This is a genomic window from Acidobacteriota bacterium (genome assembly GCA_016195325.1).
Classification (GTDB): domain Bacteria; phylum Acidobacteriota; class Polarisedimenticolia; order JACPZX01; family JACPZX01; genus JACPZX01.
On the sequence record JACPZX010000032.1, the window covers coordinates 15,055 to 29,101 of the forward strand.

The following is a 14,047-nucleotide window of genomic DNA, read 5'->3' on the forward strand; positions in this document are numbered from 1 at the left end:
CCCTCAACCTCAAGGAGCCCCTCGCCGTCACGCGCGCGCGGGGGACGTCTCCTCGCCGAACCGCCTGCCGAGGGCCCTGAGGTACCCCTCCATCGTCGCGTGGTAGCCGAAGACGAATCGCGCCAGGGATCGGAAGACGACGTTCCGGATCTCCCCGTCCTCGGTGATCGTCAGGGCCGTCCCCCCGTCCGCCTCGCGGAGCTCGAAGGTCCACGTGCCGCTGAAGGGGAGGGACGGGTCGGCGATGCGTGTCACGACCTTCGTCGCCGGCGCCACCTCGACGACCTCGATCGGGATGCGGCCGTTGCGGCCCACCTCGATCCAGACCGGGTGCCCGTTCTGATCGGGGCCGCGCTCGACGGACTTCAGATCGGCGCGCCACGACGCGCCGGCGCCGAAGTCGGTGACGACCGCGAAGACCTCGGCGGGCGGCCTGAGGTAGCGCGCGGAAGCCGCGGCGCGGTGCCGCTTCGGGAGGGCGAGCCCCGTCACGACCACGAGGGCGACGAGGATCGCAAGCGCGACGGCGAGAACGAGAGTCCACTTCATGACGACCTCCTTCGCTGGCCGCTTCGACTGTGCATCTCCTCCTGCGCGGCGCGCGCGAGGAGGGCGAGCCCGTGCACCGCGGCGCGGCGCTCCGCCGGTGTCAGGCGCCTGAGGACGGCGTGCAGGCGCTCGGGCTCGAGGACCGACTGCGCGCTCTTCATCCGGACCCCCGCCGCCGACAGCCGCAGGTCGAGCCGCCGCCCGTCGTGGCGCGCGCGGGCGCGAACGACGTAACCCTGGCGGATCAGCCTCGAGACCGCGAGGGACATCGTGCCGGGCGTCACCCCCATGTGCCGCGCGAGGTCGGTGAGGCAGGTGGCGTCGACGACGTCGAGTTGATCGAGGATGCTCGACTGGTGCGCGCTGAGGACGCGCCGCGTCTTCGGATCGCGCCGGTGGCGCTGGTGGCAGGCGAAGAAGATCTTCGGGTAGTGATCGAGCACGCAGCGGACGGCCCGGCGGATCATGGCCCGAGGCTACGGCGATTGATTTGTTTTGTCAAACCAAAATGTCTGCCGCGCCGGGGGGCCCGGGCCGGCCGGCGGGGTGCGCCGCGGCGGGTCGCTGTGCTAGGATTCCGCTCCCGACCGGACGACTTCAGGAGCGCACGTTGGCCCGATTCCACAAGGTGATCCGCGCCGCGGATCTCCCCCCTGGCACGGGCACGGTCGTGCACGTGGGGGAGTCGGCGATCGCCCTCTTCAACGTCGCGGGGCGGTTCCACGCCATCGACAACACCTGCCCTCACCAGGGCGGGCCTCTGGGCGAGGGGTTCCTGGACGGCTGCCACGTCACGTGCCCGTGGCATTTCTGGCAGTTCGACGTGACGCGCGGCCACGCTCCGGAGTTTCCCGAGATGACGATCGATCGCTACGTGGTCAAGGTGGACGGCGGGGACGTCTTCGTCTCCGACACGCCGCTGACGCGGAAGGTGAGGGAAGGATGACGGGATTCCCGCAGGCCGGAGAGAGGGCGCCCGAGATCTCGCTCCCCGGAATCCCCGAGGGTTGCGGTCACCTGCTCGTCGTCTTCTACAAGGACACCTGCCCGACCTGCCAGTACACGATGCCCTTCGTCGAGCGGATCCACCGCGAGCTGGCCCCGCGCGGCGGGCGGATCGTGGCGATCGCGCAGGACGACGCCGCGCGGACGAAGGCGTTCGCGGAGACGTTCGGGATCACGATGCCCGTCCTGGTCGACGCTCCGGACTACGCCGCCTCCACCGCCTACGGCCTTCAGATCGTCCCGTCGGTGTTCGTCGTCGAGACGCCCGCGGGGGGAGGGGCGCCCGTGGTGCGCCGCGCCTTCGCGGGGTTCAGCCGGAAGCTCCTCGTCGAGGCGGCCGGGGATCTCGCGGCCTCCGTCGGCGCCCCCCCTCCCGAGGTCTTTCAGCCCACGGAGCACGTTCTCGACAGCAAGCCCGGGTGAGCCGCGCGCAACGCGGCCTGAGGCTCGGGCCGCACAGGAGAGAGAAGAGATGTCCGAGACGCACCGCGACGACGTCAGGAAAATCCTCATCATCGGCTCGGGGCCGGCGGGGCTGACGGCCGCGGTCTACGCGGCGCGCGCGAACCTGGGCCCCACGGTCGTCGAGGGGAATCAGGCCGGCGGCCAGCTCACGATCACGACGGAGGTCGAGAACTACCCGGGGTTCGCCCACGGCATCCTCGGCCCCGATCTGATGACCGCCTTCCGCGAGCAGGCTCTGCGTTTCGGCACGGAGATCCTCCAGGGGCAGGTGACGAGGGTCGATCTCGGCGATCGCCCGTTCCGCGTCCACCTCGACGACAGGGTCGTCCGCACCGAGACGCTCGTCATCGCGTCGGGGGCGTCGGCGAAGCTCCTCAACATCGAGTCGGAGCGCCTCCTCATGGGCCACGGCGTCAGCGCGTGCGCCACGTGCGACGGCTTCTTCTTCAAGGGCCAGGAGCTGATCGTGGTGGGCGGCGGCGACACTGCGATGGAGGAGAGCAACTTCCTGACGAAGTTCGCGTCGAAGGTGCACGTCGTCCACCGGCGAGACAGGCTCCGCGCGTCGAAGATCATGCAGGAGCGCGCGCAGAAGAACCCGAAGATCGCCTTCATCTGGAACAGCGAGATCGCCGAGATCCTCGGCACCGAGCAGAAGAAGGTGCGGGGGGTGCGCCTCAGGAACCTGGTCACCGGAAAGACATCCGAGATGCCGATCGGGGGGGTCTTCGTCGCGATCGGCCACGAGCCGAACACGAAGATCTTCACCGGGCTCCTCGACATGGACGACCACGGCTACATCAAGACGCGCACGGGGACATACACGAGCGTTCCGGGCGTCTTCGCGGCCGGCGACGTCCAGGACGTCGTCTACCGCCAGGCCGTCACCGCCGCCGGAAGCGGCTGCATGGCCGCGATCGACGCCGAGCGCTGGCTGGAGGCTCAGCACGCCTGAGGCGGCGAGGGCTGCGTTCAGGCGGGAGTCGCGAAGCCTTCAGGACCCCGGCGGGCGCTCACCGCGGCCACAGCCACCCAAACGTGCCGGCGGTGAAGAGCGCGTACACGAGCCCGTCGATCGAGTGCTTCGCCGTCACGGTCCAGGAGCGCCCCCACCAGATCGATTCCTGCCAGCCCGCGACCGCGTAGCTGAGGAAGGCGCTCGTGCCGACGAAGCGGAAGACGTGGAGGTAGTTCGATCCCGGCGGGAGGGCGCGTCCCGTGATGTACGCGGAGAAGATCGCGACGACGACCGAGTAGGCGAACCAGAGTGAGAGGCTCGTCCCCATCGATTTCATCGCGTTCGGGAGGACCGTGAGGATCATCACGGGCCCCTTCTTCAGCTTCTCCTGGAACTCGGGGGAACCCATCTCCTTGTGCGAGTCGGCGCGCGGGACCATGTACGGGCCCGGAGGGATCGCGAGAGGCCGCACCGCGTCCGCGAACCTGTCCTCGTTCGGGAGCTTCAGGCAGTCGCTCTTGTGCCAGCCGGGCAGCGCCATGTGGATGATGGTGCTGACGATGAACACGATGACCGACGAGAGCAGGATCGGGAGCCAGAGCGCGGTCAGACCTGTCATGCGCACCTCCTTGGCGGCGGATTATATCGCGGGAGGCTCTACGCGCCCGTGAGGACGACCTTGAAGCGCGCCTTGCCGCTCAGCATGCGGTCGTACGCCTCCGCGGCCCGCTCCATCGGATAGACCTCGCTCATCGAGCGCACGCCGCTCCTCGCCGCGAACGCGAGCGTCTCCTGCGCGTCGATCGAGGTGCCGGAATACCACCCCTTGATCGATCGCCTCCCGCCGATCAGCAGAACGGGGGAGACCGTCAGCGACTCGGGGGCGCCGAGGACCATCAGCGTTCCGTTCGCGCCGAGCCCTCCCATCACCGCCTGCATCGCCTCGCCGTTCGTCACGGTCGCGAGGACGACGCGCGCGCCGCCGAGCTTCGTCAGCTCCGCCGCCGGATCCTGCGCCCGGCTGTCGATGTAGCGCCAGGCGCCGAGCTGCCTCGCGAGAGGCTCCCTGTCGGCGCCGCGGGCGATCGCGACCGTCGCGAACCCCATCCGGGCGGCGAACTGCACGCCGAGGTGGCCGAGGCCTCCCATGCCGAGAACGGCGACGAGGTCGCCGGCGCGTGCGCCGCTGCTCCGGAGGGCGTTGAAGGTGGTGAGGCCGGCGCAGAGGAGAGGGGCGGCCTCGACCGCCGACAGCTCCGCGGGAACGCGGGCGAGGGCGGAGGCCTCCGCGATCATCCGATCGGCGTACCCTCCGTCGTGCGTGATCCCGGTGACGAGCGTTTTCGTCCGGCAGGCGAAGAAGTCCCCGCTCCGGCACGGCTCGCACGCGCCGCAGTAACCGCCGTTCCATCCCACGCCGACGCGATCACCGGGCTCCCACCCGGTCACTCCCGGTCCGACCGCGTCGAGGACGCCGACCACCTCGTGCCCGGGAACGCGCGGGTACTGGATGAAGGGGAGATGCCCTTCCTTCGTGAGCACGTCGCTGTGACAGATGCCGCACGCCTCGACCCGGATGCGGACGGATCCCGCCCCCGGCTCGGCCGCTTCCCGCTCGACGAGCTCGAACGGTCCGCCGGGTCGAGCGACCTGCATCACTCGCATCTTCGCCATGGCTGTCTCCCCTCCTCAGATCATGACGCTCAGTTTACCCGGGAGGATGTTCGCTTCGACGCTGAGCGCCTCGAGTGAGGGTAGCTCGCCGTCGGCCGTCACGACGAAGGGGACCGGGGACTCGAGGACGACACGGCGCGTCCGGCGCGTGCGGACGGTCGTCTCGTGCACGTGCGTGCCGCGCATGATCTTCGGAATGGTGCGCAGGACCGCGAGCCGCGAGAGCCTCTCGATCACCATCACGTCGAACAGGCCGTCGTCCGCCCGGGCGTCGGGGCAGACCCAGAAGCCGGCGCCGAGGCAGCGCCCGTTCATGACGGCGGTCATCGTGGTGCGCCGCTCGACCGGCGGCTCGCCGTCGAAGGTCATGAGGAGCGTGAGGTCGGGATAGCGCCGCACCGTCCTGATCGCCGTCGCGAGATATGCCGCCGTTCCCTTGAGGAATCTCGGAATGGTCCTCGCGTTCACGGCGCCGACGGCCGCGAAGCCGACGTCGAGGTTGTTCACGAAGTAACGGACGCCGCCGGCTCCGTCGGGAGCCGGATGGATCAGGACGCGCCCGACGTCGAAAGGACGGATCTCGCGGCGCGCGATCTTCGACACGGCCTCGCGCCAGCCGTACGCGCGGCCGCCGACCGCGGCCTCGGGCGGAATCATCTTCGCGAAATCGTCGCCGCTGCCCAGGGGGACGACGGCGAGCGGGAGCGTCGGCCCCCCGGCCGAGGCGCGCAGGAGCCCGTTGACGATCTCGTGGACCGTCCCGTCGCCGCCGAGGCTCACGACGGAGTCGTACCTCCCGGGGGCCGACGCCGCGAGGCGCGTCGCGTCGCCCGGCCCGGCCGTCGCGACGGTGTCGAAGGCCATGCCGGCGTCGCGGAGCGCGGCCTCCACAGAAGGCGCGAGCGCCGCCGTCCGGCCGCGGCCTCCGTTGGGATTGAAGATGAGGAGCGATCGAGGGGAGCTCACCGCATCCTTCGGCGCGCTACGTCTTCGGGCCAGAAACGAGCAGCCCCGTCCCGGGGGCGATCCGCGCGATCGCCGCGATTCTGGTTGCGTTCATGTCGGGGACCTCTCTCCGTGTGGGTTGCGCCGCGCGGGCATCCTACCCGCGAGGCCCGCCGCCTTCCACCCCGCTCCACACCATGCGGTGGAAGAGATCGTCCATCTCCCGCGCGGGCGTGCTCGCGCCGCGATCGAGCCAGAAGGTCATGAGCGCGAGCATCAAGCCTGCGAAGCCGTGGGCCATCGCCGCGCGGCGCTCGGCGGGAACGCTGCGGGCGCGCGGGTTCTCGCCGAGGCGCCTCTCGATCCCGCGGGCGAAGTGGCCGGTCGCGAGATCCATGAAGGTCTGGAACTTCCCGGACGCGACGAGGGCGCTCCGGAGCGGGAGCTGGGAGGCGACGTGCTCGAAGAGCTCTCGGACCGGCGCGACGCGATCCGAAGTGTCCGCCGCGCGCGAGAGGGCCATCGCCATCAGCTCGAGGAACTCGTCCATGTCGCTCTCGAGGAGGTCCTCCTTGTCGCGGTAGTGCGTGTAGAAGGTGGCGCGGCTCACTCCCGCGCGGTCGAGGACCTCCTGCACCGTGATCGACTCGAAGGGTTTTTCCCGGAGCAGGTCGATGAGGGCGTCGCCGAGCGCGTCGCGCGTGCGCCGCGTCCTCGCGTCCTCCTTCTTGCCGGACTCCTCCGCGTTTCCGGACAATGGGCCCCTCTCTGTTCAGCAACTCGTTTTCGTCCGCGCGTCGCGCGAACCCCGCCGCGCGTCTGGCGTATGCTCCCACACCCAGGCCGCGATCGATAGACGGACACGGAGCCCGACACGATGATTGCGCTGAAGAACGTGACCAAGACCTTCGAGACGGGGGCCGGGAGCTTCCCGGCGCTTCGAGGGATCGACCTCGACATCGGCGCCGGCGAATACGTGGCCGTGGTCGGCAAGTCGGGGAGCGGCAAGTCGACCTTCCTCAACATGGTCGGCGGCATCGATCGCCCGTCGTCGGGGGCGATCACGGTCTCGGGCGCCGACCTGCGCGCGATGACGCCGCACCAGCTCGCCGTCTGGCGCGGCCGCACGGTGGGGTTCGTCTTCCAGTTCTTCCAGCTCCTTCCCACGCTCACCATCGCCGAAAACGTCATGCTGCCGATGGACTTCCTGGGAGCGCTGCCCGCGAGGCGGCGCGAGGCGCGGGCCCGCGAGCTTCTCGCGCGGATGGGGATCGCCGACCAGGCCGGCAAGCTCCCGGCGGCCCTCTCGGGGGGCCAGCAGCAGCGCGCCGCGATCGCGCGCGCCCTCGCGAACGACCCCCCCCTCCTCCTCGCCGACGAGCCGACTGGGAACCTCGACTCCCATACGAGCGCCGAGATCTTCGCGCTCTTCGGCGAGCTGTCGAGCGCCGGGAAGACGATCGTCGTCGTGACGCACGAGCGCGACGCGGCCTCGGCGGTGCGCCGCACCGTCACGCTCGCCGACGGGCGCGTCGCGTGACCATCGCCCCCCGCTGGCGGAAGGTCCTCGGCGATCTGGAGGACGCCCCCGTGCGCGCCACCCTGGCCGTCCTCTCGATGGCCGCCGGCGTCTTCGGCCTCTCCTTGATGCTCACGTCGTACTCGATCCTGGACCGCGAGCTCGCGACGACGTACGCCGGCACGCATCCCTCCTCGGCGACGATCGTCCTCGACTCCCTCACCGACGGACTCGTCGAGACGGCGCGCCGCACTCCCGGCGTCGCCGCCGCCGAGGCGCGCCCCGTCCTCCAGGGGCGCCTCCGCGTCGGCGCGGACGAGTGGGCTCCGATGATCCTCTTCGTCGTGCGCGACTTCGAAGACCTCCGTCTCGACACCTTCGTCCCAGACTCGGGGGAGTGGCCTCCGAAGCCCGGCGAGGTTCTCCTCGAGAGGACGGCCCTCACAGTCGCCCGGGCCGCGGTCGGCGACACCGTCGTGATGAGGACCTCTCAGGGGCCGGAGACACAGGTCCGCGTTTCCGGGACGGTGCACGCCGCCGGCCTCGCGCCGTCGTGGATGGATCACGTCGTCTCGGGCTTCGTCTCCTGGGACTCGGTCGTGCGCGCCGGCGGCCGCGAGGGGAGCGGCCTCCGCATCGCGGTCTCGGAGCTGCCGGGCGACCTGGCGCACATCCGCGACGTCGCCGACCGGGTGAAGGAGTCGCTCGAGGCGGCGGGGGGACATGTCTCGCGGATGGAGTTCCCGCCGCCGGGGAAGCACCCGCACGCGGATCAGATGGCCGCGTTCCTCTTCCTCCTCGGAGGCTTCGGCGCGCTCACGCTCGTTCTGAGCGCGGGTTTGGTCGCGACCATGATCCACGCGCTCCTCGCGAAGCAGATCCGCCAGGTGGGCGTGATGAAGGCGCTCGGCGCCACGACCGGTCAGATCACGGGGCTCTATCTCGCGCAGGTTCTCGTCCTCGCCGGCCTCGCCCTCGCGGCGGGACTGCCGCTCGGGTACGCCGCCGGCCGCGCGTACGCGCGCTTCTCGGCCGACATGCTGAACGCGACGCTCTCGAGCCTGGCCGTGCCGGCGTGGACGGTGATCGTGCAGGTCGCGGTCGGCACGCTCGTCCCCCTCGCCGTCGCGGTGATCCCCATCCACCGCGCCTCGCGGATCACCGTTCATCGCGCGCTCGGCGGCGACGAAGGCGACCGGGGGTTCGGGACCCGGATCGTCGATCGCGCGCTCACGAGGTTCGGGTGGCTCCCGCGCCCCTTCCTCCTCTCGCTCCGGACGACGCTCAATCGGCGCGGCCGGCTGGCGCTGACCGTCGCGACGCTTGCGGCCGGCGGCGCCGTCTTCGTCGCCGCGCTCAACGTCTCCGAGGCCTGGAAGCGGGCGCTCGACCTCGACGCCAGGTCGCGTCGATTCGACGTGAGCGTGCGTCTCGCGCAGGCCACGCCGGTCGAGAGCCTCCGCGACCCGGTCCTCGCCCTCCCCGGCGTCGAGGCGTTCGAATCCTGGGACGAGGGGGAGGGGGCGCTCGCGGCCGGGCACAGGATCTCCCTCGTCGGCCCCGATCCCGCCTCGAAGATCCTCCACCTTCCCCTCATCGACGGACGGTGGCTCGAGGCGGGCGAGGAAGGGGTCGCCGTCATCAACAACGCCGTCCTCGCCCTCGATCCCGCGCTCGGCGTCGGCCGCCCGCTCACCCTGCGCGTCAAGGGGAAGGCGCTCTCGCTGACCATCGTCGGCGTCGTGAAGGAGATGAGCCCGGCTCCCGTCGCCTACGCGCCCCCCGGAACGATCCTCGCCGCGACCGGCCAGGCGGCGGGAATGGCGCGCACCCTCCGCGTCGTCACGCGCCGCCACGACGTCGCCGGCCAGCTCGAGGCGAAGCAGGAATTGGATCGTCTCTTCGAGCGGGAGAAGATCGGCGTGGACGACATTCAGCCTCTCGCCGATCGTCGGAAGGCGTTCGAGGATCACCTCGTCATCATCCAGAGCGCCCTCCTCCTCGCCTCGGCGCTCGTCCTGAACGTCGGGGCCCTGGGCCTCGCGTCGACGCTCGGGCTCAGCGTCTCCGAGCGGACGCGCGAGATCGGCGTGATGAGCGCGATCGGCGCCACGCCGGGGACCATCTCGCGCCACGTCGTCGCCGAGGGGCTCATCATCGGGATCCTCGCCTGGGCCGTCGCGCTCGTCGCCGCGGTCCCGGTCTCGTGGCTCTTCGATTCGATGACGGGCCAGATCTTCATCAAGGCGCCGCTGGATTTCGCGATGTCGCCGCGCGCGGCGGGGATCTGGCTCGCGCTCGTGGTCGTCCTCGCCGCCGCCGGCAGCGCATTTCCCGCCCGGCGCGCCTCGCGCCTGGCCGTCAGGGAGGCCCTCGCGTATGAGTGAGAGAACTTCGAAGCTGAGGAACGTGGTGATCGTCGTCGCGATCGTGGCGCTGGTCATCTGGCTGGGGGGACGATCCCTGTGGGGGATGCTCCTCGCGATGCACGGGAAGCACTAGCCCGCCGCGCGATCGCGTATCATGCGCGGCATGCGCCTGGAGCCCTTCGGCCTCGAACGCTGGATGACGACGTACGAGACCCGCGTGAAGTACGACATCGCCGAGAGCGGCATCCTCCCGATGACGACTTCGGATCTCCTGGAGCTCGTCCCTTCAGGTGACCGGGCCGCCTCTCTCGAGACGCTGCTGCGACTTCCCCTCGGCTACAGCGAGGCGAGAGGGACCGAGGAGCTTCGCGGCCTCCTCGCGGCGACCTACCTGGATGCCTCGGCCGAAAACATCCTCGTCACGACGGGGGCGATCGAGGCGAACTTCCTCCTCTTCAACGTCCTCGTCTCGGCGGGCGATCACGTCATCGCGCCGCACCCCGCGTACCAGCAGCTCTACAGCGTCCCGCGCGCCCTCGGCTGCGACGTCTCGCTCTGGGAGGTCCGGCCGGAGAACGGATTCCGTTACGACCTCGACGAGCTCTCGCGGCTGATCCGACCCACGACGAAGCTCATCGTCGTGAACACGCCGCACAATCCCTCCGGGGCGATCCTCTCGGCCGCGGAGCTTGCGCGCGTCTATGATCTCGCCTCGTCGGTCGGGGCGATGGTCCTGTGCGACGAGGCGTACCGCTGGCTCACCATTCCCGGGGGCGACGCCCTCGCGCCTCCGGCCTTCGATCTCGGCTCGTCGGGGATCAGCGTCGGCACCGTCTCGAAGCCCTTCGGCCTGCCGGGGCTGCGCATCGGCTGGATCGCGGCGCCCCGCGAGATCGTCGCGGCCTGCTGGGGGATGAGGGACTACGTGTCGTTGAGCCCCGGACGATTGAGCGACGCCCTCGCGTGTCTCGCCATCCGGCATCGGGATCGGATCGTCGAGAGGAACCACACGATCGTCGCCGAGAACCTCGCGCGGGCCCGAGCGTGGATCGCTTCGCACGCGGGGGTGCTCTCGTGGCGGGAGCCGCGCGCGGGTCTTCTCGCACTGCTGCGCTACGAGCTCGACATCCCTTCGCTCGATCTCGCGAATCGGCTCGCCGAGGAGTACAGCGTCATGCTCGCGCCGGGGTCGGTCTTCGGCTACGAGCACCACCTCCGCATCGGCATCGGGCAGCGGCCGTCGATCTTCGCGGAGGGACTCCAGAGGACGGGGGAGTGCTTGACGAGCTTTAAGTCTCGTCGGGCGTTCGGCTAGAGATCGAACGCACCTTTCGCACGGCTACTGCTCGCGGCCCGGAAGCGGGTTCCCTCTCGGGCCGCCTCCGCCGCCGGGTCCGGCGACCGGGCACACGTCTTCGGTTCCCTCGAACTGACATGCCCAATACGCCCGAGTAACGAGCGCGCTGCCGGTGGCGAGTCGAAGGGCAGGGGTAGCTACGTCTTGAAGGGAGAAATCTGCGATGCGGTACGGCCCATTCCGGCCGGCGCTGCCGATCGCCTGCCCAGAGAACGTCATCCGAACGGCGTTCGTTCCCACGACGATGGCCTGCGCGGTCGCCGGAAAAACTGCGATGGCGTGGCCATCGAGGCCTTTGAGGCTGGCGCTCAGCACGTAATTGCCCTGGTACCCCGGATTCGCCGTAACCTGGAGATCAACGATGAGAGTGTCGAAGAGACCATTCGAGTTGAGATCCTCGGCGTGTTCCGCACCGTCGCCGAACGCCAGGCTTGCGCCTTCGAAGTCGTAAAAGTGGTAGTTCAGCGACGTCGCAAGCGAGCCGGACCTCTTCTCGATCGTAAGGTCCTCCTTGTCACCGATCAGAGTCAGTTCCGAGAGAGTGTAAGGTCCATCGATCCCGGAGTCGTGGATCGCCTTCCCATCGAACACAAGGGGAATTGACTGAGGGCCCGAGGTGCACACTGGGGGGACGGAACAGTTGAGGTGAGCGACGGCGTCGACCGTGTCGAGTACGACTTGTTGGGGCGACCCCTGTACCATCGCGGTCCCCGCGACGCGCGCGAAGATCTCGTAGTCGCCGTTGAAATGCACCGGGTCCAGCGACACGGCGAAAGTCAGATTGTCGTACCTTCCATTTCCATTGGTGTCGGTCGCGGTACCCTGCGACATCGATGAGATGGTCGCCGTGGTGGGCGCTTCCCTGACCAGCGGGATCGTGACTTCGCGCTCGAACGGAGAGCACTGCGTCCCAGAACTTGAAACGGTGCCGCCGCTCGGGGAAATCGGAATCACGCAATAGGAGCCCGTTGCTGCGATTCGCGTCGTCCACCGGCCGCCGGACACGTGATCGGCAAAGGCCGTGGTGTACGTGCCTCCCCCGGCATCGGTGAACGCGAGAGTCCGGGTCTTCGGCCACCGCGAAACGGCTGTGCCGGACAGGTTCATCCCGGCCATGCCGCTCCCGTTGTCCCGTACCTGCGCCGTGATGGAAATCGATTCTGCGGCCGTGTAATCGATCTTGTCGGCGGAGGCCGTCAACGTCACGGGAGAATCCAGATCCGCGAATGCCTCCGACGTGCTTATCAGGGTCACGGCCTGAACCTTGATCTTCCAGTTCCCGGCTTCTGGAGCGGACACCGCGTAGCTGAACGCTGGTAGGTTTGGAATCTGGCTCATCGTGATGTGCGCGCCTGAAGGCGTGATCAGTGTCACCGTCGCGAGGGCGTTTTGTGGCGACAGTCCGACATGGAAACGGGCCTGGGTCACGAGGAGATCGATCGGGATGTTGAACGTTTGAGTCTGTCCCGACTGGAGGCTCGTCGTCGAGTCCTGGACGATGGTATGGGGAGTGTCGGCTGAAACGTTGGTGGGAGGCATGGATGCTGCTTGAAGGGGCGGTGTTGTCGCGGCCTGCGCGGCCGAATTCGCCGCCGGGCCGAAGCCCGACGGCCGTAGGAACCCCGCCGCGACTTCGGTCAGGATGGGATCCTGGAGCTCAGCGTTCGGTGGACCGGGGGTCGAGGGGAGCGACGACGCGTCGGACGTGTGTGAATCGGGGAACGCCGTTTGCGGCCCACCGGCCCAAGGCGCGAATGCCCGAGTGTAGGGGACGTACCCATCGTTGTCGACGGAGAACACCTGGAAAGGCGACTGGCCGGAAAGCAGTTCCACGGGACATCGAGTATCGGTAGGCCTGTACTCAGTGCCAGCGATGTTCCATTCCTGAACTCCCCTCGGCGGAGTCGGGCGGCGAGTGTAGTAGTTGTCTCGCGTCGCAATGCTGAGTTCGCCCGCGACGGTCAGGTCTCCCAAGAAAAAGTTAAAGAACCAATATGCATATGGGTGTTGTGCCAGGAGGTGATCGGCATAGTCGGTTCCCTGCAACGGAGAACCGATCGTGACGAGATTCTCGACTGCCCCCGGATGACGCAGAGCGGCCCAGGACGCGTCGAGACCGCCCTTGCTGTGTCCTACCAAATTGATTCTCTCCACACCGAAACTCGTGAGCATTTCCGGGATATACGAGTCGGCGATAAGCTCTGAATTCTCGAACGTCGAGGCGGTCGGACTCACGTTGAACGCCTCGGAGATGTCGCCTGGCAGCAGGGTTCTGAAGGTGTTCCAGGTGGAGCTGTCAGACTTGATGCCGTGAATCAGCAGGGAGGGCCGAGTACCCCGCGCCCAAATGGCGCCCGAGTCCACCTGGACCTTCCACCCGCAAACCTGCTGAACATCGACGTCGATGGCGACCCAGTTTTGCGCGGGTGTCGGTGGGACGCCCGGGCCATTGTAGAGAGCGTCAACCACCTTTCCCTCGTCAAACCACGTCGGCGGGATATCGAATCGGTTTTCCGTCCAGGTCTGGTCAACGCCGGTCAGCCGGCCGAGGTAGTATCCATTGAGGTAGACGTTGTCGATTTCGCAGAGTCCGTCACACTCGTTTCCGCAAAAGGTATCAACATCGAACGCCCATATGACGAGCTGAGGCCAAGGAGCGAAGATGTCGCCGTACTCTTGGCGATTCTTGCTGTAGACGCGCGTGACGTAGATTGGAAACACTATGGGTCCCTGGTCCCGCGTGAGATACTGGTCGAGATTGTACCCTTCGTACGTTCCGAAGACTTCCTCATCGGTTGGTGCCAGGAGAGCAGCGGTTGGGTGCGCTGAGAGGCTGGCGACGAAGCTTCGAGCGTTTTCGGACGGCGCTGGAGTCCCCGTCAACGGATCGTGCTCAGCGGCCTGGCACAGGAACGCTGAGCCGGCCAGAAGCAGCAACGCCCCAGAATACCAAGCGCGGACGAGCGATGGGAACGGATAAGGACTCGGCATGGCGTGTCCTCCACTGATGTGAATCCCGTGTGACAGGGGAGCTACGAGCGGCAGGGAGGATGCTACCACTGACTCATAGGTAGGATCTTAGTAAGTCATTGATTCCAGATCACTTACTCGCAATGGAGCAATTCTCAGTAGACGGCTCAACGGTGACCTGCCATCCTCTCGGTTGGCGTAAGAACTGTCCGATCGAAGGGAGACCACCGTTGAAC

12 protein-coding genes and 1 pseudogene are annotated in these 14,047 nt (G+C 68.3%); 6 read left to right on the forward strand and 7 right to left on the reverse strand.

The features are described 5' to 3' along the window. Positions 1-27: 27 nt before the first annotated feature. Together HY049_07855 and HY049_07860 are read right to left on the reverse strand one after the other, a co-directional pair. Positions 28-549 (reverse strand): SRPBCC family protein, encoded by a 522-nt coding sequence (locus HY049_07855; GenBank protein MBI3448813.1) that lies wholly within the window; start codon positions 547-549, stop codon positions 28-30. After that, complete coding sequence (locus HY049_07860) at positions 546-1,016, reverse strand: MarR family transcriptional regulator (protein MBI3448814.1); 471 nt, start codon at positions 1,014-1,016, stop codon at positions 546-548. Before HY049_07860 ends, HY049_07855 begins: the two co-directional genes overlap by 4 nt. A gap of 41 nt (positions 1,017-1,057) precedes the next feature. Here HY049_07860 and HY049_07865 point away from each other — a divergent pair, with 41 nt between their 5' ends. The 3 genes from HY049_07865 to trxB are packed head-to-tail and all read left to right on the forward strand — an operon-like array spanning position 1,058 to position 2,974. Continuing rightward, a complete protein-coding gene (locus tag HY049_07865) occupies positions 1,058-1,495 on the forward strand; it encodes a Rieske 2Fe-2S domain-containing protein (GenBank protein MBI3448815.1) in 438 nt (145 codons plus the stop codon). Then, positions 1,492-1,977 carry a TlpA family protein disulfide reductase gene (locus HY049_07870; protein MBI3448816.1) on the forward strand — a complete coding sequence of 162 codons (486 nt, stop codon included), beginning with the start codon at positions 1,492-1,494 and terminating at the stop codon, positions 1,975-1,977. The genes HY049_07865 and HY049_07870 overlap by 4 nt, the downstream gene beginning before the upstream one ends. Positions 1,978-2,026: 49 nt before the next feature. Then, on the forward strand, positions 2,027-2,974 hold the full coding sequence (gene trxB, locus HY049_07875; protein ID MBI3448817.1) for a thioredoxin-disulfide reductase: 948 nt from the start codon (positions 2,027-2,029) through the stop codon (positions 2,972-2,974). 58 nt (positions 2,975-3,032) lie between these two features. Here trxB and HY049_07880 read toward each other — a convergent pair whose 3' ends face one another. The 4 genes and pseudogenes from HY049_07880 to HY049_07895 all read right to left on the reverse strand — a co-directional run bounded on the left by HY049_07880 (position 3,033) and on the right by HY049_07895 (position 6,353). Beyond that, positions 3,033-3,596 carry a hypothetical protein gene (locus HY049_07880; GenBank protein MBI3448818.1) on the reverse strand — a complete coding sequence of 188 codons (564 nt, stop codon included), beginning with the start codon at positions 3,594-3,596 and terminating at the stop codon, positions 3,033-3,035. A 38-nt stretch (positions 3,597-3,634) separates the two neighbouring features. Next, complete coding sequence (locus HY049_07885) at positions 3,635-4,651, reverse strand: alcohol dehydrogenase catalytic domain-containing protein (protein ID MBI3448819.1); 1,017 nt, start codon at positions 4,649-4,651, stop codon at positions 3,635-3,637. A gap of 15 nt (positions 4,652-4,666) precedes the next feature. After that, positions 4,667-5,617 (reverse strand): diacylglycerol kinase, encoded by a 951-nt coding sequence (locus HY049_07890; GenBank protein MBI3448820.1) that lies wholly within the window; start codon positions 5,615-5,617, stop codon positions 4,667-4,669. 541 nt (positions 5,618-6,158) lie between these two features. Then, positions 6,159-6,353: pseudogene (locus HY049_07895) on the reverse strand (helix-turn-helix transcriptional regulator). 120 nt (positions 6,354-6,473) lie between these two features. On the opposite strand from HY049_07895, the gene HY049_07900 reads away from it, so the two are divergent. From HY049_07900 to HY049_07910, 3 genes are all read left to right on the forward strand, one after another. Continuing rightward, complete coding sequence (locus HY049_07900) at positions 6,474-7,136, forward strand: ABC transporter ATP-binding protein (GenBank protein MBI3448821.1); 663 nt, start codon at positions 6,474-6,476, stop codon at positions 7,134-7,136. Continuing rightward, complete coding sequence (locus HY049_07905) at positions 7,133-9,502, forward strand: ABC transporter permease (protein ID MBI3448822.1); 2,370 nt, start codon at positions 7,133-7,135, stop codon at positions 9,500-9,502. The genes HY049_07900 and HY049_07905 overlap by 4 nt, the downstream gene beginning before the upstream one ends. Before the next feature lie 136 nt (positions 9,503-9,638). Then, on the forward strand, positions 9,639-10,799 hold the full coding sequence (locus HY049_07910; protein ID MBI3448823.1) for an aminotransferase class I/II-fold pyridoxal phosphate-dependent enzyme: 1,161 nt from the start codon (positions 9,639-9,641) through the stop codon (positions 10,797-10,799). A gap of 24 nt (positions 10,800-10,823) precedes the next feature. On the opposite strand, the gene HY049_07915 is transcribed toward HY049_07910, so the two are convergent. Further along, on the reverse strand, positions 10,824-13,778 hold the full coding sequence (locus tag HY049_07915; protein MBI3448824.1) for an alpha/beta hydrolase: 2,955 nt from the start codon (positions 13,776-13,778) through the stop codon (positions 10,824-10,826). Between the last annotated feature and the right edge of the window lie 269 nt (positions 13,779-14,047).

Excerpts from the sequence above, each read along its gene's own strand:
- HY049_07855 (MBI3448813.1), bottom strand. The coding sequence starts at position 549 with ATGAAGTGGACTCTCGTTCTCGCCGTCGCGCTTGCGATCCTCGTCGCC.
- HY049_07860 (MBI3448814.1), bottom strand. The coding sequence starts at position 1,016 with ATGATCCGCCGGGCCGTCCGCTGCGTGCTCGATCACTACCCGAAGATC.
- HY049_07865 (MBI3448815.1), top strand. The coding sequence starts at position 1,058 with ATGTCTGCCGCGCCGGGGGGCCCGGGCCGGCCGGCGGGGTGCGCCGCG.
- HY049_07870 (MBI3448816.1), top strand. The coding sequence starts at position 1,492 with ATGACGGGATTCCCGCAGGCCGGAGAGAGGGCGCCCGAGATCTCGCTC.
- trxB (MBI3448817.1), top strand. The coding sequence starts at position 2,027 with ATGTCCGAGACGCACCGCGACGACGTCAGGAAAATCCTCATCATCGGC.
- HY049_07880 (MBI3448818.1), bottom strand. The coding sequence starts at position 3,596 with ATGACAGGTCTGACCGCGCTCTGGCTCCCGATCCTGCTCTCGTCGGTC.
- HY049_07885 (MBI3448819.1), bottom strand. The coding sequence starts at position 4,651 with ATGGCGAAGATGCGAGTGATGCAGGTCGCTCGACCCGGCGGACCGTTC.
- HY049_07900 (MBI3448821.1), top strand. The coding sequence starts at position 6,474 with ATGATTGCGCTGAAGAACGTGACCAAGACCTTCGAGACGGGGGCCGGG.
- HY049_07910 (MBI3448823.1), top strand. The coding sequence starts at position 9,639 with ATGCGCGGCATGCGCCTGGAGCCCTTCGGCCTCGAACGCTGGATGACG.